The organism is Yersinia sp. LJYL362 (assembly GCF_048323875.1).
Map to the genome: position 1 here is coordinate 1 of NZ_JBLWEX010000265.1, position 24,909 is coordinate 24,909.

The following is a 24,909-nucleotide window of genomic DNA, read 5'->3' on the forward strand; positions in this document are numbered from 1 at the left end:
TCCAGCGCCGGTACTTGTCCGGCCAACATGGCTTTATACAGTTCACAGGCGGTATCCTGATCCAAATCGCGGGCATGATTTTTACCGCGCCCAATCTCTTTGATAATTTTGCTGTAATCCATGGTGCGGTATTTCCCCTATCAATTTTTCGAAAATATATATTACTGAAACTCTATCATCGATAGGGATGGATATGCCCGAAATAGTTATCAGGTTAAGTGGGGGATAAAAACTGCGGTAACAATATCACTGATAGAATTAATAGCGGTCAGTTTGCGGGGGGAAACAGGCCACTGCTGAGGATGAAGCACCGCAGTGACCTGTATATTTCTATCTATTATTCACCTCTTCCGGTGGGCTAAACAACACACGGTAGATAGCCCCCCCTAAGGCTCCGCCGACTAAAGGTGCTAACCAAAATACCCATAACTGCTGTAATGCCATTCCACCGGCAAAAATGGCTACCCCGGTGCTACGGGCTGGATTAACTGAAGTGTTATCGACTGGAATGCTGATTAAGTGAATCAGTGTCAGACACAGACCGATCGCCAGCGGTGCGGCTACTGCCGGAGAACGTATATCCGTCGCCCCCATAATCACCATCACAAATCCCATAGTCAGAATCACTTCGGCGACCAATACCGCTTGTAAGCTATAACCCCCCGGTGAGCGGACGCCAAAACCGTTACTGGCGAATCCGGCAGTCACATCGAAACCGGCCTTGCCACTGGCGATTAAATACAAAATCGCCGCCCCGGCTAGCCCCCCCAGTACTTGTGCAATGATATAAGGAATCAATTGCGCGCCAGAAAAACGGCCTCCGACCCATAAACCAAGCGACACTGCAGGGTTAAAATGCGCACCAGAAACATGCCCTAATGCATAAGCCATCGTGACAACAGTCAGCCCGAATGCCAACGCCACACCGAGAAATCCGATACCCGCCACCGGGAACATTGCTGCCAATACTGCACTGCCACACCCGCCTAACACCAGCCAGAAAGTGCCAATAAACTCTGCCATTAGCTGTTTCATTCTGATCTACCTCTGCCCGCCAAATATGTCGATAGCAGTTAGCATTGCCGCTAACCAATAACCAGCAATTTTCACCGGAGGTACTGCCAGGCTTAACTTGTTAGAGTCAGCTCACCAGCGGCTGATATAAGCTTAGTCACTGGATTTATGCCTATCAGAAAAGATTTCAGATCAAATGGTTTTTTTCAGAAATCATTAAGTTGAGGAATGAGATTTGCCATGAAATTTAAGTAAAATCGAAATATAAGCTGGCTAATTATCAATCAGAACAATCACTCGCTCCGCTTCATAACCAAACCAGCTTAGCAACCACTATAAGGCTGTTCGTTTTCTTCGTACTTTCTTCCCTGAGGCCTTAGCAGCCGCCTTCACCATAGGAGTAGTAACAACTTTGCCCTCCGGCATCTCGGGCTGCTCAATAGGGAAAACAGGTAGCGCCGCCAACAATCGCGAACCATAACCCTTGGTTAATAAACGCCGGTCATAAATAACAATTTCGCCATGGCATTGGTTACTGCGAATCAAACGCCCAACCTGCTGAATCAAGTTGAACGACGCACTAGGCAAACTTTGCACCTCAAACGGATAGCGATTCAACGACTTAAGCCATTCCCCTTCGGTCAGAATCACTGGGCTGTCGATAGGTGGAAATGAAATTTTGTGGATATGAACCTGAGTCAATAATTCACCTTTCAAATCCAATCCTTCAGCAAAGGATTGCAAACCTACCAATACACTGGCGGTGCCCTTTTTCACCCGCTTGCGGTGCTCTTCTACCAGCCGATAGCGCGGTTGATCGCCCTGAACTAGCAACATCAAGCGCAGATCAGTGACATGACTGAGGAAAGTTTGCATCGCCCGATGGCTGCTAAAGAGGATCAACATGCCCTTATGCCGCCCGCTGGCGTGTTGCGTGCGGAAAAATTGCGCCATTTCCGCCAGATGCTCAGCCTCATGGGCCATCGTGGGTTCAAAGCGCATTTTGGGAATAATCAGCTTCCCTTGCTCAATATGATTAAACGGCGATGACAAGGTTTCAAATCGGTCTCCGGCCTTCTCACTCAACCCGCTAAGTTCCTGCAACCGAGCAAAACTATTAAGCGAACGTAAAGTGGCAGAAGTGACAATGACGTGCGGCACTTTGCGCCACAGCATTTTATCCAACTGATCGCTGACGCGTATTCCCACACAGTGGAAATAGAGATGCGTTTGGTTCTCACGATAATCTCGGGTAATCCACTTGGAAATCGGCGCATTCGACGCTTTTGCCATCGCCGCCAAGCGCCAAAGTTTACTCATGGCTTCCAGATAACCCAGTGTTCGGCTCATTTGCAAAATGGCACGATGTAACCGCACGATATCGTGCTTGCCGGTTTGTTCGCTTAAATCATTGAGAACAAACTCAGCCAGACCCCGTAACGCATCGGTTAACTTGAATAATTTGGCGCAATCTTCCGTCAAACTGCCAGGTAGCTCACCCATTTCAAAACGATATACCGCCGGACTGCCATCGGCTGGCAGCAGTTGGCTAACTTGCTGCTCGACACTCAACATCAGCTCACGCAGTTGCTCACAATGGTCTTTTAAACGCTCAGGATTAGCCAAACCGGGAGGGTTTTTCGGCCGATATTGCACCATGCATTGGTCTACCAGACGGACAATCATATCCAATTGCATATTGGCAAAAACGGCGGTGATTTCACCTTCAATCTCGAGTGCATCACGGGCGACATCTGGCAAATGATGGCCCTCATCCAACACCAGCAGCAGCTCTTTTGGATTGGGTAATACGGATTCAGTCTCCAGTGCTGCCATGACTAATGCATGATTGGCAACCACCACATCGGCGCTCTCAATTTCCTTGCGGGCAATAAAGAACGGGCATTCACGAAAATAATGGCAATTACGCCCCAGGCAATTGACTTTATCGGTGCTTAATTTGGCCCACAAACTGTCACTGAGTGATAACTGATGATGGTCACGCAGCCCATCCCAGACATGGCTGTTCAATGACTTGGACAGCGCTAAACAGGTTGCCTGCTCCTCACCATTGGCAGGTGCCAACTCATCGCCGAGAAAGAGTGATAAATCCCCTTGCCCGGAGACATCAGTACACATCGCAGCCAGATTGCGCGGACAGACATATCGCCCACGCCCGAAGGCACCGGTGAACTTAAGGTCGGGAATAATCTTCTTCAACAGCGGCAAATCTTTGCTGTAAATCTGATCCTGCAACGCCACATTTGCGGTACTGACCACCAGCGGCTTGCTTTCTGCCCGGCCGACAGCAATACCAGGGATCAGATAAGACAGGGTTTTGCCGACCCCCGTCGGTGCCTCGATAGCCAAATGTCGGCCAGCATCACCCGCCAGCGTTTTCGCCACTTCAGCGATCATCTGGCGCTGCGGCGTACGGGAAATAAAATCCGGAATCTGCTGCGAAAGAGCCTTATACCACTGACTTATTTGTTCTTTTACTGCCGGGGACAACGCCATGCATATCTTATCTAAACTGAATGTTGCCCTATTGTCCCACACCGCAACGCTCACGTCAGCCCGAAAGCACCACAAGTACTGGTTGAAGTGTCAGTTTATCGCCAATAAAAATGAACAATATTTACGCAATGTCGCAGTTATTTATGTTTTGTCATAAATATATCACACAGATGCGGTAAAAATTCTGCGCTGGATGAATTCAGACAAATATTGAATACAGCAAAAAATTCTACTACTCGCGTCTTTTTAAATAAGAGAAACAGGGCAAAAATATGAAACGTAATATTCTGGCAATCCTGGTACCAGCCTTATTAGTTGCCACAACTTCACATGCAGCAGAAATCTATAATAAAGACGGCAATAAACTCGATTTATACGGGAAAGTAAAAGCACTGCACTACTTCTCTGATAATAATAAAAGTGATGGCGACAAATCTTATGTCCGCTTTGGTTTTAAAGGTGCGACTCAAATTACCGACCAACTGACAGGTTATGGTCAGTGGGAATATAACGTTGCAGCTAACTATGCTGAAAGTCAGGAAACAAAAGATAACAAAACACGTTTAGCGTTTGCCGGTTTACGTTATGGGAAATTAGGCTCAATCGATTATGGCCGTAACTACGGCGTATTATATGACATCGCCGCCTGGACCGATATGTTGCCAGAATTCGGTAATGACAGCTACACCAGAACCGACAATTTCATGACTGGCCGTACAACAGGTGTTGCCACTTATCGTAACACTGACTTCTTCGGTCTGGTGGATGGCCTGAAGTTCTCCCTGCAATATCAGGGTAAAAACGGCAGCGAAACTGACAATACCAATGGTCGCGCAGACGCCACCAAACAGAATGGTGACGGCTTTGGTTTGTCTTCCAGCTATGAAATTGGCGCAGGTGTTAGTGTAGGTGCGGCCTATGCCTCATCTAACCGCACCACCGCACAGAAAGAAGGTCGATTTGGTAAAGGCGATAAAGCAGATGCCTGGACTACCGGTCTGAAATATGACGATAACGGTGTTTACCTGGGTGCAACTTACGCCGAAACACGTAACATGACGCCTATTTCCGGAACCGCCGTTATTAATAATGTCTCAACCAGCGTCAGTGGTTTTGCTAATAAAACACAAAACGTTGAATTAGTTGCGCAATACCTGTTTGATTTCGGATTAAAACCTTCTTTGGCTTATATTCAGTCTAAAGGGAAGGATATCGAAGGGATTGGTGATGCCGATTTAGTTAAATATGTTGATATCGGTGCTTACTATTACTTCAATAAAAACATGTCTACCTATGTTGATTATAAAATCAACCAACTGAACGATGATAATAAGCTGAAACTGAACACTGATAACGTTCTGGCTGTTGGCCTGGTCTATCAGTTCTAATCGTTATTGATTTGCATTACCCTCATTGTTTTATTGTTTGAATGCTTCATCGTGTTTTGTGAATTTATTTTATTAGCAGTCATCACATTTTGCCGGGAGATCCCTCCCGGCTTTTTATTATCCACTATTTGTTAACCGATACAGATAATAACCCAATGTCACGCAAGGCTTCAGTTACCGCACCTCTTCGCTTGTTATTTGTAGCGGAAAAATCAGCTTGCTGTATCCATTGTTGATAGCGATTTTCACCCAACGCTTGGTCTGCCTGGACCATCAGAGGCACGAGTCGTACACCAATATGATCAAGACTATGGTAGGGCCATTTGTTTTGCTCGTCAGAGAAAGGGGCCATAAAATCAAGCGCTTTAATTAGACCACTGCCATTCGGAGTGTGGTAATGCCACAGGTCGACATGAACTTTATCTGCCAATTGGGCCATCAGTATAGCCGCTTGCAAACTGAAATAACTGTAATGGAATGAGCGTGTTCGCGCCAACTCCAGCGGCTGTGAACCATCTGCTGCTAATTGGGTATTCAGTTTGGTTTTCAGCAACTCTGTCATCTCAACCACAACACTCGGTTGTTGCAAATACCAGGCGATACCCGCGACTTGTACCGCATACCAATTGCCGTGATTATTCTGCGCCGCAGCTTCTTTTTTACCTGCTGCACTGTAGCGTAACCACTGTAGATACTCTGTCATCCAGTGCCGAATCTGCTTTTCATCTTGCACCGTCCAGTTTGTATTCTGCTGTAGCATAATCAACGAATCGACAATGCGAGTGGCAAAGTAACGCCCATCCAAAACTCCAGTTCCGCGCCCTGCGGCAATTCCCGGTACTCCCTGAGCGAAGTCCAGGTTAGGATTCATGCGAGTACCTGGGTCAATAAACCAGGTTCTAATCATGCTAATGGCTTTATCCGCATATTTCTGTTCACCGGAAAAATACCAAGCTAACGTCAATGCCTGTACCTTTGCAGTAAAATCAGCCAAACGTACACCATCACTGTCTTCATTTTTACTGGCGGGATTAATCTGCCCGTCTTTGCGTATCCAAGGTAAACCATCACTTTTTTGACTATCTGGCCACCAATACGCACTGAGACTCAGATAATCATGCTTAGAGCCACTGGGCGGAACTCTATTTTTATCCATGACACTGGGGTTGGGTTGTTTCAGTATTTTGTCCGCTTGCTGCAATAACTGGCGATAAGCCTGCTGTGTTGCCACGGGGCTCTGCTCTTGCCCTTTCTCGTTATTTTGCGCGATAGCCCGTTGGTTATGCTGTAACACGCTGGAAGATAAAAAAGCATATTCACTCTGTGCCGCCTCGGCTACTGGCATCATAAACAGTGACAACAGTGCCACCAGGCCGGAATAAGCACGTATAAGATTAGTACTGCGTATTCTAATCTGACTCCCCATCGGCCCCATAAATCACTCACCTTGTCTGATAATTGTCATATAAGCTCAGTTGAACCACCTGATTTTATGCATCATGCCTGAAGCAATTTTTGCTTTCTTGAGAAGAGTAGCTTTTGTCACTGTCTATTAACCCAGCAGTGGTTAACCATAAGAATAACCCTCTGTTTTAACGAAAATTTTAGACGAAAAATTAAAACGTAAAAAAATAATAAAAACCTTTGGTAACCATCACTATTCTCATGTTTACTGATACATCTCTGTTTTACTGTTCCTTTCCTATTGAATAACTATGCTGAAGCAAAATAACCGTAATCTGTGGTTGCTAGTCGGTTCACTGTTCACCTTATACTTCGTCTGGGGTTCTACCTATCTGGTCATTCGAATCGGGGTCGAAAGCTGGCCACCGTTGATGATGGCGGGATTACGCTACCTGATTGCCGGAGTCTTACTGTTCAGCTTCCTGGCTATTCGCGGTCATGCTCTGCCGACTTTGCGCCAATGGATGGGTGCCAGCGCAATTGGTATTTTATTATTGGCTATCGGTAATGGGTTGGTCACCATTGCAGAACACCAACATGTCCCCTCCGGTATTGCTGCCGTTATGGTCGCGACCGTTCCATTATTCACTTTGTGTTTCAGTATGTTATGGGGAATGCGTAATACTAAGCTGGAATGGTCGGGCATAGCTCTCGGGTTAGTGGGCATTATATTACTCAACACCGGCAGTAACTTATTAGGTAACCCGCTAGGTGCGATGTTGATATTACTGGCGTCTGCCAGTTGGGCATTCGGCTCGGTTTGGAGCTCACGGCTGGCGTTGCCAAGTGGAGCGATGTCTGGTGCAGCACAAATGCTGGTTGCTGGCGTTGTTCTGTTACTTGCCAGTGCATTAAGCGGCGAAGAACTCAATCAAATGCCCTCAATGGGAGGAATCCTCTCACTCCTCTATTTGATTGTTTTTGGTTCCATGCTGGCTATCAGTGCTTACATGTTCTTGCTGAAAAATGTCCGTCCCGCTGTTGCAACCAGCTATGCCTATGTAAATCCGGTAGTTGCAGTATTGTTGGGCATTGGTTTTGCCGGTGAAAGTCTATCCACCACGGAATGGTGCGCGTTAGCTGTCATTGTTTCTGCAGTGGTTTTGGTGACGCTGGGGAAATTTTTGTTCAAACCACGCTAATTGTCCGAGAATGCAACATGGTTGTTTCATTTAGCCAACGGGCTATAATTCACGCTGTTTAGATAAAAAGTGAAAATAATTATGCTGAGAAAAGCACTCATTATCCTGATTGCGGTAATGGCTCTGAGTTCATTAGGTGGCGTTTTTCTGGCTGGACTGAACATTTATACCCGTTCAACCACCCCACTTGAAACTGAAACCACGCAGTCCAGTCCCTTGTCTGATATTGGCCCTGCGGGCTTATCCAATAACGGTCAGGAATCACCGTAAGTTTCCATCCATTCGCGGCATCGCTGCTGCAAAAAAGTCTGCAAGCCCCTAACCCGTTCTGACACCTGTGAGCGGTGGGGGCATAATAAATTTAAGGGTAAAACCTCTCCCTGCCAATCCGGTAGTACCTGAACCAAACGCCCTGCACGGATATCCGCTATCACATCAATAGCCGCTTTATTGGCGATCCCCAGCCCCGTCAGTGCCCAACGCCGGGCAATTTCACCATCATCACTGATGTATTCACCAGACATAGTGACTTCCTGAATATCGTCTTGCCGCATTAATCGCCATTGATTATAAAGGCGGCCATTACGCTGATATAACACCGATTGATGATTCACCAATTGTGCTGGCGTTTGCGGCACACCATTCCGGGCAAGATAGGCTGGGCTGGCGCAGAGCATCCGCCGATGGCGAGACAAAACAGGTAGTGCCACCAAACTGGAATCAGTCGGCACGCCAAAACGTAAAGCGATATCCACGGGTTCGCGAAAGAGATCTGCGTGACGATCATTAAGTAACAAGTGCAATTGAATATGCGGATGTTGTTGCTTGAAATCATTGAGCCAGTTAACTAATAAATTGCGACCAAAATCTGAAGGCGCTGAAAGTTGCAAAACCCCAGATAATCCGGTCATTTTCCGCTGAATGGCCTGCTCCCCCTCAATTAATGCCCCTAGTGCAATACGCGCACTATCCAGATAACTAATACCTTCCTCTGTTAGCCGTAAACTGCGGGTTGAGCGTACCAACAAGCGAACGCCTAATTGTGATTCCAGACGCTTTACTGCAATGCTGGCCGCTGCTGGCGTTATATTCAACCGACGAGCCGCTTCAGACAAACTCCCGCAGTCAACCGTGCGAACAAAGACATCCAAATCACTAAATGAGATCATTATTAAAATTCCTTTATAAGTGATTGTCTTTTTAGTCGATTGTTCAATTACTTTCAATGATTGAGTATAGATAAATATTAAAAATCATTCCTCCAGCATGGGACTTATTATGAGCATCACTACATCGGCACAGCATCAATTCAGCTATTCATTAAACCAGCAAAAAGTAGTTATTCTGGGTGGAAACAGCGGTATCGGGGCAGCAGTGGCTTATGCTGCGGTGGCTCGGGGAGCCAAAGTGGTATTGGTTTCGCGACGTTCAGTTGGGTCAATGTCTTCCAGTGATAATAACGCCATACTGCGTATGTCCGCAGATATGACTAATGAAGATTCATTAAAAAGGGTATTTAGCCAAGTTGGGGCATTTGATCATTTGGTCATCACCGCCGGGCCAGCAGTGAAAGCCAAACCTTTAGCGGAAACCTCTCTCACTGAAGCTCAGGAAAATTTTGATGTGAAGTTGTGGGGTGCTCTACGGGCGATTCAGGCAGCTTTGCCTTATCTCAATGAACAGGGTTCAATAGCACTGACATCAGGCTTGTTATCACGCAAATTTATCAGTGGCCAGTTTATTAAAACAGCCATCAATGCGGCATTAGAAGCTGTCGGTAAGCAATTAGCCAAAGAACTGGCACCGCGCCGGGTCAATATTGTCAGCCCTGGTGTAACCGCAACTGAAGCCTATAGCGGAATAAACAGTGAACAGCGTCAGGCCATGTTTACCAAAGTTAGTGCATCACTGCCGGTGGGCAGAGTGGGCCAACCGGTTGATATTGCTAGCGCCTATATCTTATTACTGGAAAATAGCTTCATGACCGGTAGCGTGATTGATGTTGAGGGTGGCGGCCTGCTGTAGTTATTCATAATCAGACATAAGACGGCATTTTACTGCCGTCTCAGACTGCTGACAACCCCTAAGAACTCGATCTTGCAAGGCGAAGACAGGTAGAAGAGTAAAGCGTCCGCGCCAGGGACGGCGCGGCTCGAGCCCACAGGGAAGGGTTTACGGCGTCTTTACGATCTGCCTGTTTTCACCGTTACGGGCACTTTGTCATTAACCTCAGACAGCATTTTACTGCCGTCTTATGTCTGTACCTCAACATACTTCATCAAGAATCAGGGCTTCAATATTCCTTGTGTTAAAGCGTGATTACGCCTAATGCCGCAGCCTTTTTTTCCATCTGCTTAATCACGCCATAGGCCGACCACGGCAATGTGCTAAATCCTTTGATCAATAATTTATCCTTAGCAGAGCTTGCCTCGGGAGAATTGACAGTGGCTGTTATAGCCTGACGTATCTGGTTTAGCTGCTCTTTGGATGTCGCTAACGAGGTAATCAATGGCAAGCCTGGAGCAATATCGGTTTGCGCGATAATTTTTAATCCGGCAAGCGCTGATGGGTTATCACGTTGTAATAATGCAAAACTCACGCAATCTATCGCGGCAATATCTGCTTGCCGCTGTTGAATCATTTCGATAGAACGATAGTGTCCACCCGAAGCTACTGCACGAGAAAAGAACTTCCCATTGATCGCCAGTGGCGCAATCAAAGCACGCAAAGCATTATATCCTGACTGGGAGTCTGTGCTGTTGAATGCAACGACACGAGAGCGAAAGTCAGAAAGCTGCCGCCCTTCTTCATCTGCACGGACCACCACTAAACTGCGGTAATACTCCCCTGAGCAATAAGGTGATTGATAGCTGAATGCGCCAACCAACTGAACTTGCTGTTGTAATAGAGTCACGAGAGGAAAACCACAGGTCTGACTTAAAAGCAGTGTAGGATCACGCCAATGTTGCAGTAAATCTGAGGGCCAACATAATTGCTCGGGAGCTGCAGTGATGCCATGTTTGTGCAATTGCTGCAACAATAATTGCAAAAAAGGTTGCACATCTTGTACTGGCCTAACCCCGTACATCGGCAGTGAAATCAATATTAGCACCTACTTAGGAGATCAGTAAAAATCGAAGTATCAGTGATTTTTTGCTACAGGAAGAGACTGCAATTCTCTCCAGCGAGATAAACGCCGATTCCATCGTGCAAAGATCATATCGGTAATAATCGCCAATAAAGCAACCACAATAGCTCCCTGGATAACATAGGCGGTATTAAATCCGCTCAGTCCAATAATAATTGGCGATCCCAAGGTTTTCGTCCCTACTGTGGAAGCAATAGCAGCAGTACCAATATTGATAATGACTGACGTTCGGATCCCCGCGACAATAACTGGCGCAGCCAACGGTAATTCCACTCGCCACAAGATCTGTCTAGCGCTCATTCCTACGCCTTCAGCAACCTCACGGATATCCCGGGAAACAGACTCAACACCTGTAATAGTCCCTTGTAAAATAGGTAATAAACCATAAAGCACCAAAGCAATAATCGCGGGTTTTTCGCTAAATCCCATCACTGGCACAGCAATAGCAAGCACCGCTACAGGGGGAAATGTCTGCCCCATCGCGACAATAGTTTCTACCACCGAACGAAACTCTTTCCCTGCTGGACGCGTCACGGCAACACCGGCGCTCACCCCAATAAAAACAGCGATAATGCTGGAAATTAGCACCAGGAAAATATGGGCAACTACCAGTGACCAAAATGTATCTTGCACATATATAGGCCTGTCGAGATCAGGGAATAACGCTGAAAAAAAGCCCCCCAAGGAGGTCATACCAAAAACCAGACCAGCCAATAAGAGCAATGCCCAACAAAGAGGGTCAGTTAACCCGCACAGTAGCCCTGATTTAAGCTTCTCCATCAGACACTTTTTATCCTCACTAATGTTGACGGCAGTCGGTTTCATACTTCGCCCCTATCTGCATCCGCAATCAAATCAGCAAAATAAAGTACCCCCAATGGTTGCCCCTGTTCATCGGCTACCAGCAATTTATCTGTCTGGCGTGACACAAACAGAGAAAGTGCTTCTCGCAAGCTCGTTGTACCCAGTATGGGCTGCCCTATCATAGTTTCACCGCGCCTGATACGTTGTTCGGCTCGCCCGAGTGACAACAACTTAATGCCTAAATCACTGCGGCCAAAAAAATCACGAACAAAGTCATTCACGGGCTGAGTTAACATTTCCAGAGGTGTCCCTTGTTGGATAACTCGCCCACCATCCATCAATACTATACGGTCAGCCAAAGCCAATGCTTCATCAATATCATGGGTAACCAGCACAATAGTCCGCCCCGATAATTGATGAATACGGGTAATTTCGAACTGCAATGCCGAACGAGTCACTGGGTCTAATGCCCCAAAGGGTTCATCCATCAGCAATACTTCTGGATCTGCGGCCAAAGCTCGGGCAACACCGACCCTTTGTTGCTGTCCACCTGACAATTGATGAGGATAACGATAAAGAAATTGTTCTGGATCCAGATGCAATAGTTCAAGCAATTCAATCACCCGCTGTCGAATACGCTTCTGAGGCCATTTGAGCAATTGTGGTACGGTGCCAATATTGCGTTCCACAGTCCAATGGGGGAATAGCCCTATTGATTGGATGGCATAACCCATGCGACGGCGTATATCTTCGGGCTTATAATTACGTATTTCCTCTCCGGCAAAATGGATTTCCCCTTCATCATGCTCAATAAGTCGGTTAATCATTTTTAGTGTGGTCGACTTACCGGAACCCGAGGTACCTATCAATACCGTAAATTCCCCTTTCGCTATTTGTAACGTTAGGTTATCTACAGCCCGTTTGCCGGCAAAATATTTACTTACCTGATGGAAATGAATCATCGATGCGAAGTATCCATAAAAATAACGATGAATTTAAACAGCGAATCAACTACAACCGCCATCACTACCACGGGGATTACACCCAACAGCACCAAATCCAATGCACTGCTGAGCAAACCTTGAAATACAATCGCGCCTAAGCCACCCGCACCAATTAGTGCGGCGACAACAGCCAACCCGACTGTCTGCACGGCAATAATCCGAACTCCAGATACAATAAGTGGCATGGCAATGGGTATCTGCACCCGAAAGAACAACTGACTGCGGGTCATTCCCATTCCTCGTGCCGATTCAACAACACTGTCTGGTACAGCGTCTAACCCGGCAACTACATTACGTACTAGCGGCAATAAGGCATAAAGTACCAGTGCGACAATCGCTGGCGCTAACCCGATACCACTCACTCCATGCTCTGCCAGCCAGGGAATAGCCGCAGCCAATCCAGCCAAAGGTGCAATCAGCAGACCAAATAAAGCAATGGATGGAATAGTTTGAATAATATTTAATGTTGAAAAAACAGCAACTTGAAAGCGAGGAGACCGGAAGCAGAACAGGCCAAGAGGAATACCCAAAAGCATCGCTGGCACTAACGTTGCAAACAGAATTTGAAGGTGTTGCCATAACGCATCATTAAACACATCTTGCCGATTAACGTATTCTTTCAGCAATGACAGTTGATCGAGTTGCCCCGTAGCTAGCAATATTACGACGGGCAGAAGCAGCAAAACATTAGCCATACTGCGCCAGATAGGATTCACAACCGCACGAGACAAGCTATCGATAGCAATCAAAATGCTCATCCCACTCATCAGCCAAAAACCACCGCCAAGAGATGTACGAACCAGGCTTTCTTCGCCGCCAGCAAGTTGTGTAGCAGTTGTGCCAGCCAGTAACAACAAACCGAATAACAGCAGTTCGGCTATCAAAACTGTGGTCCAATACAGCACAGTACTTTGTTTAAAGAAAGCGAAGCTAGCCAGCATCAATATCGGTAATAACAACCACCAAACTGGCCCTGTTATCAACGATATTAATGAAATTCCCTGCCCTGATATCAACCGATTGGGTGCATGGCTGACAAAAGAAAGCCCGACTCCTGATAAAATCATCAAAATAACCAGCGATAACAGGACTCGGTTTTTTACAGACATAAAAATCCATCTCCATGACAGATAATCCTAAAAGAAACAATGAATTATCTGTTTATTGGGGAATGCTATACATATTGATAGCTATAGCACCCTCCCTGATACACATGACTATCCTTTTACAAACCCTTTTTCTTTCAGGTAATTGGCAGCGACTTTCTTAGCATCCTGACCTTCAACCGCAATACGAGCATTCAGTTTTTGCAAGGTTGCACTATCAAGAGTGGCAAATACGGGATCAAGCAAAGCAGGGATATTAGGATGCGCTTTCAGTGTGGCTTCACGGATTATTGGGGTTGGCGCATAGATAGGTTGTACACCTTTGGTATCTTCCAGCGTTTGCAGACCTAGTGCCGCTACCGGGCCATCGGTGCCATACGCCATGGCGGCATTCACTCCCGAGGTCTGCTCAGCGGCGGCTTTAATTGTTACCGCGGTGTCACCACCAGCCAATGACAAGAGTTGGTCTTGGTTCAATTTGAAGCCATATGCTTGTTGGAAAGCAGGCAGGGCATCAGGTCTTTCAATAAACTCAGCTGAGGCAGCCAATTTGAATTTGCCACCCGCATTAATCCATTTGCCTAAATCATCCAGGGTTTTCAAATTATTCGCACTAGCCAAATCCTGGCGAACAGCAATGGTCCAGGTATTGTTCGCTGGTGCCGGTGAAAGCCACACCAGTTTATTTTTCTCATAATCCAGTGCTTTTACTTTTTCATAACCTGCTTTCGCATCTTTCCAGGCAGGATCTTTTTCATCAGAGAAGAAAAATGCACCATTACCCGTGTATTCAGGGTAAATATCAATCTCACCCGCTGTGATAGCTCCGCGCACCACTTTGGTGGTACCCAACTGGGATTTATTAGTTGTTTTAATCCCATTAGCATCAAGAACCTGCACAATAATATTGCCCAGCAACGAGCCTTCAGTATCAATTTTTGAGCCAACACGGACAGTATCAGCAGCCTGTGACGCGCCACCTGAAACAGCCAACATTACTGTAGCTAACACAAAAATCCGGCTACGGGTTAAGGTCTTTGCCATGCTTTACCTCTATGTGCTCAAGGGTTATTGAAAGTTCATTCATTAATATCGGTGAAATGCCAATTCAGCCAGGCATAAAAACCAAAACCATTAACAAATCAGCAACCATATTAGATTTAGTCGAAAATAAACCAAATAACCAATTGATATTAAATATATTATTCAAGTCAGACTAGGCTAACTGGCCTGCTACATCTATAGATAACAGTATGATAGCTAAGTATTTAAATGCGTGTTACTGACAAGGATGACTGTTAAGATTACATAAATAGCTGTATATAACAACAGTAAAATACAGATAAGTGAAAACAATACCTCCGATTTTGTAGATGGTCTGATGCCTTCATTTTCACTTTGATAAGTCATTTTAGACTGACTCGGTATGCCCATCTCCCCTGTCAATTACAGTGTGCAGCCTTTCCTCAGCCGGAGCTTTATTTTCACTATCGTAAAAAGGATGAATTTCTATCTCCAAAGCTGTAAAAACAAATGCTTCGAACCATTCAGTATAGCCATTCACCACAAATTGCTCGCTGCGATGCTGATATTGAACCCGACTTTCCAGATAAATCCGGCGTAGTCCATACCAGGGCAAAGCCGGTAAATCGTGGTGAACCAAATGATAATTGAGGTTTAAAAAGAGTAGACGCCATGGCCATGCGGCCTCATTCAGAGTTGAACGTGCTGCACTGTTTTCAGCCGCGCGATGCTCAAAAAAGGATCTTACTTTGGTCAAACTAAGGGCGGGATAGCTAATTACCAAAATATAAAAAATAGTCGAAATACCATAACCAGCCATCCAGTAAAACAAGAAGCCAAGTAAACCCAAATGAACCAACCACATTGTAATGGCCGAACGATCGCCAGTAATAAAAGCACGGATTGCACTGCGAATGGTGGCGATGATATCTAACGCGGGTCCCAAAATTAATCGGCCAGAAAAGGTATTGCTAATACGGACAATACCTTTGAATAATTGTGGAAAATGTTGCCATTGCTTTGCGGTGTAATAATAGCACTCTGGATCTTTTTCAGGATGAGTCAGATCCTCATCTTTATGGTGTTGAATATGGGAGTCACGATAAAGACCATAGGGGTACCATACTGCCAGTGGCAAAGTACCTAACAGCTGATTTACCACTCGCCAACGAGTTGGATGACCATGAATCAGCTCATGTTGTAGTGACATATACCATGCGGTAAATAATATTAGCAGTATGCTTCCCAGCACTGTGCCTAATTGCTGCCAATAAATAACACAGGCAAACCAACCAGTATAAATAACCCCTATCAATATCCAGGTAGGCAATTCCAGCCGCCATACCCAAGAGCGAGACAATAGTTTTATTCTAGCCCGTTGTTGCTCGCTAAGATAATGAGCAGCCCCGGCTCCACGGTGATTAGATTTGGTATCAGCAGCAGGCATATTGAGGACTCATACTTGGCATAATTCTCACCAGTATCAGCTTAATGATCCCTGCTGCTAACTAACTTAAAATACTATGTAAATATGAGAATGTGATAATCGCCTTCTGTTTTGATCTGGCTAAACTCAAAAAGCTTTGATCAATGAGCAATGACGAACCACATCAATTTTCAGCTACATTAACCCAGCACAGTTCTTCTGCTGAAGTAGCAATAGCATCGAGTACTCTGGAGACCTTCCAGCCTTCCTCAAAATCCGGCCACATACGATCACCGGCAGCAATTCCGTTAATCAAATCACGGATCTCGACCGTTTTTTGGTCGTTAAATCCAATACCATGCCCAGCACTTACACAAAATGCTGCATAGTCGGGGTGCAGTGGCCCTGTAAGCAATGTTTTAAACCCTTGCCTGGACTGGGGTTCATCGTGGCGATAGAGCTGCAATTCAGCCATTCGTTCTTGGGAATAACTGATTGTGCCTTTGGTTCCTGTGACCACATAGGTCAAACCCATTTTGCGACCACAAGCAATACGTGAAGTCTCAATAGTCCCCATTGCCCCATTGGCAAAACGAACCAGCGCACTTGCCTGATCTTCATTTTCTACTTCACGTAACAATGAGGGATTTTTTGGATCAGGCCGCTGCTTAATCAGCGTCTGCATATCACCACATACATTAGTGATATCACCCACCAGATAATGGGCCATATTGACAATGTGTGCGGCTAGATCACCTAATGCTCCTAACCCCGCCTGCGCCTTAGTGCAGTGCCAATCCAACGGCGTTTGCGGGTCTGCCAGATAATCTTCATTATGAGTGCCATAAAAATGCACGATGTCGCCAATCTCGCCATTGGCAATGATCTCGCGGGCTAACTGACTAGTTGGGTTCTTCATATAGTTGAATCCCACCAACGTTTTCACTCCTTTCGCGCGTGCTGCCTCGACCATTTCTTTGGCATCTGCGGCATTAAGAGCCAGCGGTTTTTCGGAATAAACATGCTTACCATGGCTTATAGCCGCAAGAGCCATTTCTTTGTGTAAGAAATTTGGCGCACAAATATCTACGACATCAATAGCGGGGTCAGAGACCAATTCTTGCCAATTTGCAGTTGATCGGGAAAAACCAAATTCTTCAGCTCGTTGTTGAGCCAACTCAGGTGTGACTTCTGCCAGCATTTCTAATACAGGCAAACCCTTTAAAGGAAAAACCGTCGCAACCTGCGCATAAGCAATAGCATGACAGCGACCAATATAACCGGTACCAATAAGGCCAATTCGAACCTTTTGCATTCTATTCCCCTCGCTTGTTTAGAATTAAGGCCCCACGAGGAGCCTCTACTTATCAACGGTTATACGAAATTAAAATTTCATATTCAAGATTAAATCGGAATGAAAAGCCTTTTTTGCGAAGCAACTCATTTAATCTTCCCAGTCCTATGAAATTTTGCATTAACAAGTAGTAAACCAAACCGCTTAGCTCACAAAAATAAATCACAAAAGAAAAACAAATGAATTATTTATTCTTTTTATGAAATAAATGAAACTATAAATTTAAATTTTGCGGGGCAATATGCATTGCTGACAACTCTGGGTTTCAATACGGTAATTTCGTTATATAGTGAACACCACGATGAAGCACTCAACTAAGCGGCTTCTTTATAATTTCGACAGGTAAATTGCTATGAACTCATCTTTTTTGGTTACACCACGATGGCTGGCAGAACATATTGATGATACCAATATCGTTATTCTGGATGCCAGAATGTCACCGCCAGGATTAATCCCCAAAAGAAATATTCAGGCCGAGTTTGAGCAAGGGCATATCCCCGGAGCTGTTTACTTTGATATTGATGCAATTGCAGATAGCAGCACCGATTTGCCTCATATGTTGCCATCTCCACAAGTATTCAGTGAGATGGTCGGCCAATTAGGGGCCAGTGAACAGCATACCTTAGTCATTTATGATGATGGCAACCTATTTTCAGCACCGCGGGTTTGGTGGACATTCCGTATCTTCGGTGCCCAAAAAGTATATATACTGGCCGGTGGTTTTAGTGGATGGCAACAGGCAGGTTTTGCATTAGAAAGCGGCCCAACATTCCCAACACCTCAAACCTTCAACGCAACATTCAATGATGCTGCTGTCAAAAATGTTCATGAGGTTTTAGCCGCACTGGGAAACAATGAAATACAGATTTTAGATGCTCGTCCAGCCGGCAGATTCAAAGCTTTGGAACCAGAACCTCGTCCTGGATTGCGTCTTGGTCGCATCCCCGGCAGTATTAATGTGCCTTGGGGGAGTATGGTTGAGAATGGTAACCTGAAATCACCACAAGAACTGGAAGCTATTTTTGCCGCCCAAGGGGTGGATTTAACCAAACCCATTATTACCAGCTGTGGTTCAGGTGTTACAGCTGCGGTCGTTGCTCTGGGATTAGCTGCTGTCAATGCACCGTCTGTAGCACTGTATGACGGTTCTTGGGCTGAATGGGGTGCTTCTGATTCGCTCCCAATCGATAGCACTAAGCTGTCATAAAATAACTCAAATAGCGACCAGGCTACGGACACCCTCAAGCTCCATATCGGTACCGTGACCTCGCTGGACAATTTTGCCGCGAGACATCACCAGATAGCTATCCGCCAGCTCTGCGGCAAAATCATAAAATTGCTCAACCAACAAAATAGCCATATCCCCTTTGGCTGCCAGTGTCTTGATAACTAAACCGATCTCCTTAATAACCGAGGGCTGAATGCCTTCTGTGGGTTCATCAAGAATGAGCAAACGAGGTTGGCAAGCCAGCGCCCGCCCAATGGCCAGTTGTTGCTGCTGTCCGCCCGATAAATCACCGCCACGGCGATGTTTCATTTCCAGCAAAACGGGGAAGAGTTGATAAATATGTTCTGGCACAACCTGACTTTGTGAACCGGAGAAGCGGGAAAGACCTAACAGGATGTTCTCTTCTACTGTTAATCGGGGGAAAATTTCCCGCCCTTGTGGCACATAGGCAATCCCCTCTTTAACTCGCTGATGGGGTGATTGATGGCTAATATCTTTCCCCTCCCAAGTAATGGTACCGTTCTTGGCTGGTACTAGCCCCATCAGGCATTTCAGTAATGTTGTTTTACCCACACCATTACGGCCCAATAAGCAAGTTACCTCACCTATGGCTACCTCGAATGACAAGCCGCGCAAGATATGGCTTCCACCATAATATTGATCAAGTTCATTCACTTTCAGCATATTTTGCCCTTAAATACCCAGATAACGAGATATGAAAAGAAAGCTGCGCAACCGCTGTGAATCAAGGCGCGATCCCCCGAAGTTTGGTCAACCCAAATGAGGGGGAGACAACGCAGAGTCAGAGCGATTCAGCGCCCTAAATACACCTCTATTACCTGCTCATTTACCTGCACCTCGGCTAGAGTTCCCTCAGCTAACACTTGCCCCTGATGTAATACGGTGACATGGTCGGCAATGGTCTCCACAAACCCCATATCGTGCTCCACCACCATCAATGAATGCTTCCCAGCCAATTGGTTAAACAGCTCGGCGGTATAAGCCGTTTCTGCATCCGTCATCCCAGCGGCTGGCTCATCCAACAACAGCAAATGTGGGTCTTGTACTAATAACATCCCAATTTCAAGAAACTGTTTCTGCCCATGAGATAACAAACCTGCGGGCCGCTGACGCATATTACTTAGGCGCAGCATAGTTAACGTTTCATCAATTTGATCCCGCTGTTCACTGTTTAACTTAGCGCGCAAACTGGCCCAAACAGTTTTGGTGCTTTTTTGGGCCAGTTCAAGATTTTCGAACACACTCAACGCTTCAAATACTGTCGGTTTTTGGAATTTTCGCCCAATCCCCGCCTGAGCAATTTCAATTGTATTCATAACAGAGAGGTCATGGTGCTGGTCGTACATCATCTTGCCACTCTGTGGGCGAGTTTTACCGGTAATGACATCCATCAGCGTTGTTTTGCCTGCACCGTTTGGGCCGATAATACAACGCAGTTCACCGACGCCTATTTGCAGAGAAAGGTTCCTCAACACCTGAAAACCATCAAAACTGACATTGATATCTTCCAGAGCCAGTACCGGGTCCCGCTGCTGACGGTACTTATCCGCTGCATGCTGTACCACACCGGGTTCCTGAGCAATAATTTCAGGGTAAATCAGTTGTTCTGTGATTTGAAATCGACTCATTTGTCTTTTCCCCGTCTCAGCAAGCCAATAACCCCTTTAGGTAAGAACAACGTCACTAAAATAAAGATCAAACCGAGGAAGAATTGCCAGTATTCAGGCATTGCCATGGTGAACCAGCTTTTTGCACCATTGACAATGCCAGCCCCCAGTACCGGTCCAATCAAAGTGCCACGCCCACCTAACGCAACCCAAATTGCAGCTTCAATGGAGTTAGTGGGTGACATTTCACTGGGATTAATAATACCAACCTGCGGCACATATAGCGCGCCCGCCAAGGCACACAACACGGCTGATAATGTCCAGATAAACAGCTTGAAACCTTTAGGATCATAGCCACAGAATGTCAGGCGGTTTTCAGCATCGCGCACCGCGGTCAGTATCCGACCAAATTTGGTTCGCGCCACGGCAAACCCGAGAGCCAAACTGGCAATAAGCAGTGCGAGTGTTGCCAAAAATAAGGCAATACGTGTGGAGGTTGCTGATACCGAAAAACCCAACATAGTTGTAAAACCGGTGAAACCGTTATTGCCACCAAAACCGGTTTCATTGCGGAAAAATAGCAGCATGCCGGCGTAGGTTAATGCCTGAGTCATAATGGAAAAGTAGACACCTTTTATTTTGGAGCGAAAGGCAAAGTAACCAAAAATAAAAGCCAATAAACCGGGCACCACTACAATCAGGCACAATGCCCAAATAAAATATTGGCTACCACTCCAAAACCACGGCAATTCAGACCATGAGAGAAAAGACATGAAAGCGGGCAAACCATCACCAGCAGCTTGCCGCATCAGGTACATTCCCATGGCATATCCCCCTAGGGCAAAGAATAAGCCATGGCCGAGAGATAATAATCCGGCATAGCCCCACACCAGATCTAATGCAATGGCAACCACTGCATAACACAGAATTTTACCAACAACAGTTAATGTATATGTCGAGATAGCCAGTGGGTTATCCGCAGGCAGTAATGCCAAAAAAGGAAGAATAAACAGTAAAATAGTGACTATACCTGCTAATGACAGACTAAGGATTGGGGCTTTCTTCGCCAAGGTTATCGCCAAAGGTTGATTCATTAGTCACTCACCCTGCCCTTGAGGGCAAACAGACCTTGTGGTCGTTTTTGAATAAACAAAATGATCAGCCCTAAAATCAATATCTTGCCCAGCACTGCACCGATCTGCGGTTCCAGAATTTTATTTAGCATGCCCAACCCCAAAGCGGCCACAACACTGCCAGCTAATTGCCCGACCCCGCCAAGCACCACCACCAGGAAAGAGTCGATGATATAACCCTGCCCTAATTCCGGGCCGACGTTCCCAAGCTGCGATAGCGCAACGCCACCCAAGCCAGCAATACCAGACCCTAATCCAAAAGCCAACATATCGACTTTCCCAGTTGCTACCCCGCAACACGCGGCCATTGCACGGTTTTGTGTCACTGCCCGCACCTGCAATCCAAGGCGAGTTTTATTCAGCAATAACCAAGTGAGTAGCAAAATAATCATAACGAAAGCGATAACGGCAATCCGATTCCACGGTAGAACCAGATTAGGTAAAAGTTGCACTCCACCCGATAGCCAGGCAGGGTTAGCCACTTCCAAATTTTGCGCGCCAAAAATCATCCGTACCCCTTGAATAAGCATCAAGCTGATCCCCCAGGTTGCTAGCAGGGTTTCTAGTGGGCGGCCGTACAGATGTCGAATCACGGTTCGCTCTAAAGCCATACCAATTCCGGCGGTAATAAAGAAAGCAACCGGTAAAGCGACCAATGGATAGAGTGCCAACCAATGTGGAGCAAGTTGTTGAAACAGGGATTGCACTAAATAGGCGGAGTAGGCTCCCAGCATCAACATCTCGCCATGAGCCATATTGATAACGCCCAATAACCCATAAGTGATGGCTAATCCCAGCGCGGCTAGCAGTAAGATAGATCCCAGCGACAACCCGCTAAATACCTGCCCGATCACCTCTCCCACCATCAATCGGTTTTGCACCTGTTTTAAACTACTGGCCGCCGCAGCACGTACCTGTGCATCAGGCTCAACCTTGGCATCAGTTAAGTTTTGCAGCCGTGATTGAGTCTGCGGTGAGCCAGATTGCCCTAACAGTTGTACGGCATTTAACCGTATTTGCGGGTTGCTGTCGGTCAGTTGTAAATTTGCCAGCGCAATGTTCAGCGCTTCTTTGACTTTGCTGTCAGTTTCTAATTTCAAACGCTGATTAAGTAGCGGCAGTTGATCACTTTGCGCCTGCTGCTGTAATTCCTGTGCCGCATTTAAACGCACAGATACATCGTCACTGACCAGCCGTTGAGCCGCCAAAGCATTGGCAATCAAAATACGTAACCGGTTGTTGAGCCAGATTTTCTTCGGTACGTCAGTGGGTTGTAACAGCCCCTCTAAAGGGATGAAAACCTGATGATTCTGAACAAAAACCTGCCCAGCACTGTCGATCACTAACGTTTCTTGTTTAAGCGCTTGTAATAATGCTAAACGACTCGCATCCGGTTCTGTTGCCCATTGCTGCAACATTGCGGCCTGTTGCGAACGATTAGCCGCAGCAAAATCATGAGCTGGCCCTGCCATCGCAAATGTCGACATGCCTAATAGCAGGCACAGCATCGCCCTAAGCAAATCATTGGCCGTTCTACTCCAAACAGGAATTAACGATTTCATAGGCCCACTCATCACGGATAGGTGGCAAAAAAGAACCGGAGGCAGCAACATTTGACTGACTCCGGAGAGTCGGCGCTACTGGGTAGTTTTCACTGGATGATCCGGTTTTTTGTCATTTCCGGCGATAAATGGGCTCCACGGCTGAGCACGGATAGGGGCATCCGTCTGCCACACCACATTGAACTGCCCATCAGCTTCGATTTCGCCAATCATCACCGGTTTATGTAAATGGTGATTGGTCTTATCCATGGTTAAGGTAAAACCGGAGGGTGCTGGATAGGTTTGGTCAGCCATTGCAGCGCGCACTTTATCCACATCAGTTGATTTGGCTTTCTCCACCGCCTGCGCCCACATATGCATGCCAACCCAGGTTGCTTCCATCGGGTCATTGGTCACGGCGGTATCAGCATTCGGCAACTTGTGAGCTTTGGCATAAGCTTTCCATTGCTCAACAAACTTTTTATTAGTTGGATTATCTACCGATTGGAAGTAGTTCCACGCCGCGAGATTGCCCACTAATGGTTTAGTATCAATACCGCGAAGTTCTTCTTCCCCCACGGAGAAAGCAATGACTGGCACATCTGTGGCTTTAATGCCCTGATTGGCTAATTCTTTGTAGAAAGGAACATTCGAATCACCATTGATGGTGGAGATAACCGCAGTTTTACCATCAGCTGAGAACTTTTTAATATTACTCACGATCGTTTGGTAATCGCTATAGCCGAACGGGGTATAAACCTCCTCGATATCTTTATCCTGAATACCTTTACTGTGCAGGAACGCCCGTAAAATTTTATTGGTTGTTCGCGGATAAACATAATCAGTACCTAACAGAATAAAGCGCTTCGCCGCACCACCATCTTCACTCAATAAATATTCCACTGCGGGGATAGCTTGCTGATTTGGTGCCGCGCCGGTGTAGAAAACATTCGGTGACATCTCCTCACCTTCATACTGTACTGGGTAAAAAAGTAAACCATTAAGCTCTTCAAATACGGGCAAAACTGATTTACGAGAGACCGAAGTCCAGGCACCGAAAACAACCGCGACTTTATCTTGTGTTAATAATTGCCGTGCTTTTTCGGCAAATAACGGCCAGTTAGATGCCGGGTCAACAATAACCGGCTCAAGTTGTTTACCTAATACTCCACCGTGCGCATTGATATCATCAATACTCATTAACGCCATATCTTTCAGGGGCGTTTCAGAAATAGCCATCGTGCCGGACAACGAGTGCAAAATACCCACTTTAATAGTATCAGCGGCCAGTGTGCCAAAAGCCACACCCAGACTGACAACCGAAGCTGAAAGCGCAAAAACCTTAATTAAGTTACGATGTTGCATAGCGTTAACCTCTGGTCGTTGAGTAAAAACACACAAGATTGAATGACTCTGCGCAATCGCCGTGCCAGTTTTATATCTTGATGATTTAATTTAACATTATAAATATTTCGACCAAATAGCCTGATATACAGCCTAATTATCTGCACCATTATTGCGCAACAAACGAGCACATATAGTGCAACACAGAAAGGGGAGAGATATAAAGAAAAGACTAACTGAGATAGGCTAATTTAAAAATAGAGTGAGGTTATCTCGTTAATTAACGAAAAACAGGAATAGCAAATTGCTACTCCTGCTCTTTTACTGGCAATCAATATCTGATTTTATATCGACATGATTATTTCTATTTTTTAGGTCCACGTATACGTAATGTCAAACCCTTAAGGAAATAGCGCAATACCTGATCACCACATGGGCGGAAGTTTTTGCTGCCTTCTTTACGGAACAAAGCATTTAACTCAGGTTTGGATACTGGAAACTCGACGGCGTTGAACACATCATGCATATCGGTGTCTTTCAATTCAAACGCCACACGCAGTTTTTTTAGCACGATATTGTTAGTGATAACTGGCTCTACCGCAGGTGCCGGGAACTTGTCATCTTTACCGCGCCTAAAGAAAATCA

At 46.0% G+C, this 24,909-nt stretch carries 22 protein-coding genes and 1 pseudogene; 5 read left to right on the plus strand and 18 right to left on the minus strand.

Features of this window, described 5'->3' with window-relative positions:
• The 3 genes and pseudogenes from ACNSO8_RS16170 to dinG form a co-directional block, all read right to left on the minus strand.
• Positions 1-122 (minus strand): annotated as a pseudogene (locus ACNSO8_RS16170) (DNA-binding protein YbiB); the annotation flags it as partial.
• A gap of 208 nt (positions 123-330) precedes the next feature.
• Positions 331-1,035: an aquaporin Z gene (gene aqpZ, locus ACNSO8_RS16175; protein WP_019082726.1), complete on the minus strand. Its 705-nt coding sequence runs from the start codon at positions 1,033-1,035 to the stop codon at positions 331-333.
• Positions 1,036-1,347: 312 nt separating this feature from the next.
• Positions 1,348-3,531, minus strand: a complete 2,184-nt coding sequence (gene dinG / locus ACNSO8_RS16180) for an ATP-dependent DNA helicase DinG (RefSeq protein WP_019082725.1) — start codon at positions 3,529-3,531, stop codon at positions 1,348-1,350.
• Positions 3,532-3,803: 272 nt separating this feature from the next.
• Between dinG and ompF2 the strand changes: the two genes are divergently transcribed.
• Positions 3,804-4,919 carry a porin OmpF2 gene (gene ompF2 / locus ACNSO8_RS16185; protein ID WP_019081077.1) on the plus strand — a complete coding sequence of 372 codons (1,116 nt, stop codon included), beginning with the start codon at positions 3,804-3,806 and terminating at the stop codon, positions 4,917-4,919.
• Positions 4,920-5,043: 124 nt separating this feature from the next.
• Here the strand turns inward: ompF2 and ACNSO8_RS16190 are convergent, their stop codons facing one another.
• The gene (locus ACNSO8_RS16190; protein ID WP_019081078.1) at positions 5,044-6,354 is read right to left on the minus strand and encodes an alginate lyase family protein; all 1,311 of its coding nucleotides are present in this window, start codon (positions 6,352-6,354) and stop codon (positions 5,044-5,046) included.
• A gap of 280 nt (positions 6,355-6,634) precedes the next feature.
• Here ACNSO8_RS16190 and yedA point away from each other — a divergent pair, with 280 nt between their 5' ends.
• Entirely contained in the window at positions 6,635-7,525 is an 891-nt protein-coding gene (gene yedA, locus ACNSO8_RS16195; RefSeq protein ID WP_019081079.1) for a drug/metabolite exporter YedA, read from the plus strand.
• 81 nt (positions 7,526-7,606) lie between these two features.
• Entirely contained in the window at positions 7,607-7,795 is a 189-nt protein-coding gene (locus ACNSO8_RS16200) for a hypothetical protein (RefSeq protein ID WP_019082723.1), read from the plus strand.
• Here the strand turns inward: ACNSO8_RS16200 and ACNSO8_RS16205 are convergent.
• Positions 7,780-8,694 (minus strand): LysR family transcriptional regulator, encoded by a 915-nt coding sequence (locus tag ACNSO8_RS16205; RefSeq protein ID WP_411924738.1) that lies wholly within the window; start codon positions 8,692-8,694, stop codon positions 7,780-7,782. The two genes, ACNSO8_RS16200 and ACNSO8_RS16205, sit on opposite strands and share 16 nt — an antisense overlap.
• A gap of 109 nt (positions 8,695-8,803) precedes the next feature.
• On the opposite strand from ACNSO8_RS16205, the gene ACNSO8_RS16210 reads away from it, so the two are divergent.
• Complete coding sequence (locus tag ACNSO8_RS16210; RefSeq protein WP_057630815.1) at positions 8,804-9,550, plus strand: SDR family oxidoreductase; 747 nt, start codon at positions 8,804-8,806, stop codon at positions 9,548-9,550.
• A 283-nt stretch (positions 9,551-9,833) separates the two neighbouring features.
• On the opposite strand, the gene ACNSO8_RS16215 is transcribed toward ACNSO8_RS16210, so the two are convergent.
• From ACNSO8_RS16215 to ACNSO8_RS16245, 7 genes are all read right to left on the minus strand, one after another.
• Positions 9,834-10,613, minus strand: a complete 780-nt coding sequence (locus tag ACNSO8_RS16215) for a phosphate/phosphite/phosphonate ABC transporter substrate-binding protein (protein ID WP_418395232.1) — start codon at positions 10,611-10,613, stop codon at positions 9,834-9,836.
• 54 nt (positions 10,614-10,667) lie between these two features.
• Positions 10,668-11,366, minus strand: coding sequence for an ABC transporter permease (locus ACNSO8_RS16220; RefSeq protein WP_173426635.1), 699 nt, complete (start codon positions 11,364-11,366; stop codon positions 10,668-10,670).
• A gap of 128 nt (positions 11,367-11,494) precedes the next feature.
• Positions 11,495-12,439 carry an ABC transporter ATP-binding protein gene (locus tag ACNSO8_RS16225; protein ID WP_050160053.1) on the minus strand — a complete coding sequence of 315 codons (945 nt, stop codon included), beginning with the start codon at positions 12,437-12,439 and terminating at the stop codon, positions 11,495-11,497.
• On the minus strand, positions 12,436-13,590 hold the full coding sequence (locus ACNSO8_RS16230; RefSeq protein WP_418395229.1) for an ABC transporter permease: 1,155 nt from the start codon (positions 13,588-13,590) through the stop codon (positions 12,436-12,438). Before ACNSO8_RS16230 ends, ACNSO8_RS16225 begins: the two co-directional genes overlap by 4 nt.
• Positions 13,591-13,698: 108 nt before the next feature.
• Positions 13,699-14,631: an ABC transporter substrate-binding protein gene (locus ACNSO8_RS16235; RefSeq protein WP_026018029.1), complete on the minus strand. Its 933-nt coding sequence runs from the start codon at positions 14,629-14,631 to the stop codon at positions 13,699-13,701.
• 367 nt (positions 14,632-14,998) lie between these two features.
• Positions 14,999-16,057 carry a fatty acid desaturase gene (locus ACNSO8_RS16240; protein ID WP_046051301.1) on the minus strand — a complete coding sequence of 353 codons (1,059 nt, stop codon included), beginning with the start codon at positions 16,055-16,057 and terminating at the stop codon, positions 14,999-15,001.
• Between the two features lie 163 nt (positions 16,058-16,220).
• Positions 16,221-17,351, minus strand: coding sequence for a Gfo/Idh/MocA family protein (locus ACNSO8_RS16245; protein ID WP_050160054.1), 1,131 nt, complete (start codon positions 17,349-17,351; stop codon positions 16,221-16,223).
• 391 nt (positions 17,352-17,742) lie between these two features.
• Here ACNSO8_RS16245 and sseA point away from each other — a divergent pair, with 391 nt between their 5' ends.
• Positions 17,743-18,597 (plus strand): 3-mercaptopyruvate sulfurtransferase, encoded by an 855-nt coding sequence (gene sseA / locus ACNSO8_RS16250; protein WP_019082716.1) that lies wholly within the window; start codon positions 17,743-17,745, stop codon positions 18,595-18,597.
• A 6-nt stretch (positions 18,598-18,603) separates the two neighbouring features.
• Here sseA and urtE read toward each other — a convergent pair whose 3' ends face one another.
• The 6 genes from urtE to ACNSO8_RS16280 all read right to left on the minus strand — a co-directional run.
• Entirely contained in the window at positions 18,604-19,302 is a 699-nt protein-coding gene (gene urtE, locus ACNSO8_RS16255) for an urea ABC transporter ATP-binding subunit UrtE (protein WP_019082715.1), read from the minus strand.
• Between the two features lie 128 nt (positions 19,303-19,430).
• Positions 19,431-20,267, minus strand: coding sequence for an urea ABC transporter ATP-binding protein UrtD (gene urtD, locus ACNSO8_RS16260; protein WP_019081090.1), 837 nt, complete (start codon positions 20,265-20,267; stop codon positions 19,431-19,433).
• Entirely contained in the window at positions 20,264-21,340 is a 1,077-nt protein-coding gene (gene urtC, locus ACNSO8_RS16265) for an urea ABC transporter permease subunit UrtC (protein WP_418395230.1), read from the minus strand. Before urtC ends, urtD begins: the two co-directional genes overlap by 4 nt.
• On the minus strand, positions 21,340-22,941 hold the full coding sequence (gene urtB, locus ACNSO8_RS16270) for an urea ABC transporter permease subunit UrtB (protein WP_418395231.1): 1,602 nt from the start codon (positions 22,939-22,941) through the stop codon (positions 21,340-21,342). Before urtB ends, urtC begins: the two co-directional genes overlap by 1 nt.
• Positions 22,942-23,016: 75 nt before the next feature.
• Positions 23,017-24,285 (minus strand): urea ABC transporter substrate-binding protein, encoded by a 1,269-nt coding sequence (gene urtA, locus ACNSO8_RS16275; protein WP_019081093.1) that lies wholly within the window; start codon positions 24,283-24,285, stop codon positions 23,017-23,019.
• A 343-nt stretch (positions 24,286-24,628) separates the two neighbouring features.
• On the minus strand, positions 24,629-24,909 hold a 281-nt coding region (locus tag ACNSO8_RS16280; protein WP_418395158.1), incomplete at its 5' end, for a DUF1456 family protein.

Bases quoted from the DNA above. Each gene is read 5' to 3' on its own strand.
- ACNSO8_RS16200 (WP_019082723.1), top strand. From the start codon at position 7,607: ATGCTGAGAAAAGCACTCATTATCCTGATTGCGGTAATGGCTCTGAGT.
- ACNSO8_RS16215 (WP_418395232.1), bottom strand. From the start codon at position 10,613: ATGTACGGGGTTAGGCCAGTACAAGATGTGCAACCTTTTTTGCAATTA.
- urtB (WP_418395231.1), bottom strand. From the start codon at position 22,941: ATGAAATCGTTAATTCCTGTTTGGAGTAGAACGGCCAATGATTTGCTT.
- urtC (WP_418395230.1), bottom strand. From the start codon at position 21,340: ATGAATCAACCTTTGGCGATAACCTTGGCGAAGAAAGCCCCAATCCTT.
- aqpZ (WP_019082726.1), bottom strand. From the start codon at position 1,035: ATGAAACAGCTAATGGCAGAGTTTATTGGCACTTTCTGGCTGGTGTTA.
- ACNSO8_RS16235 (WP_026018029.1), bottom strand. From the start codon at position 14,631: ATGGCAAAGACCTTAACCCGTAGCCGGATTTTTGTGTTAGCTACAGTA.
- ACNSO8_RS16190 (WP_019081078.1), bottom strand. From the start codon at position 6,354: ATGGGGCCGATGGGGAGTCAGATTAGAATACGCAGTACTAATCTTATA.
- ompF2 (WP_019081077.1), top strand. From the start codon at position 3,804: ATGAAACGTAATATTCTGGCAATCCTGGTACCAGCCTTATTAGTTGCC.
- urtA (WP_019081093.1), bottom strand. From the start codon at position 24,285: ATGCAACATCGTAACTTAATTAAGGTTTTTGCGCTTTCAGCTTCGGTT.
- urtE (WP_019082715.1), bottom strand. From the start codon at position 19,302: ATGCTGAAAGTGAATGAACTTGATCAATATTATGGTGGAAGCCATATC.
- ACNSO8_RS16225 (WP_050160053.1), bottom strand. From the start codon at position 12,439: ATGATTCATTTCCATCAGGTAAGTAAATATTTTGCCGGCAAACGGGCT.
- ACNSO8_RS16230 (WP_418395229.1), bottom strand. From the start codon at position 13,590: ATGTCTGTAAAAAACCGAGTCCTGTTATCGCTGGTTATTTTGATGATT.
- ACNSO8_RS16245 (WP_050160054.1), bottom strand. From the start codon at position 17,351: ATGCAAAAGGTTCGAATTGGCCTTATTGGTACCGGTTATATTGGTCGC.
- ACNSO8_RS16220 (WP_173426635.1), bottom strand. From the start codon at position 11,366: ATGACCTCCTTGGGGGGCTTTTTTTCAGCGTTATTCCCTGATCTCGAC.
- ACNSO8_RS16240 (WP_046051301.1), bottom strand. From the start codon at position 16,057: ATGCCTGCTGCTGATACCAAATCTAATCACCGTGGAGCCGGGGCTGCT.
- urtD (WP_019081090.1), bottom strand. From the start codon at position 20,267: ATGAGTCGATTTCAAATCACAGAACAACTGATTTACCCTGAAATTATT.
- sseA (WP_019082716.1), top strand. From the start codon at position 17,743: ATGAACTCATCTTTTTTGGTTACACCACGATGGCTGGCAGAACATATT.
- dinG (WP_019082725.1), bottom strand. From the start codon at position 3,531: ATGGCGTTGTCCCCGGCAGTAAAAGAACAAATAAGTCAGTGGTATAAG.
- ACNSO8_RS16205 (WP_411924738.1), bottom strand. From the start codon at position 8,694: ATGATCTCATTTAGTGATTTGGATGTCTTTGTTCGCACGGTTGACTGC.
- yedA (WP_019081079.1), top strand. From the start codon at position 6,635: ATGCTGAAGCAAAATAACCGTAATCTGTGGTTGCTAGTCGGTTCACTG.
- ACNSO8_RS16210 (WP_057630815.1), top strand. From the start codon at position 8,804: ATGAGCATCACTACATCGGCACAGCATCAATTCAGCTATTCATTAAAC.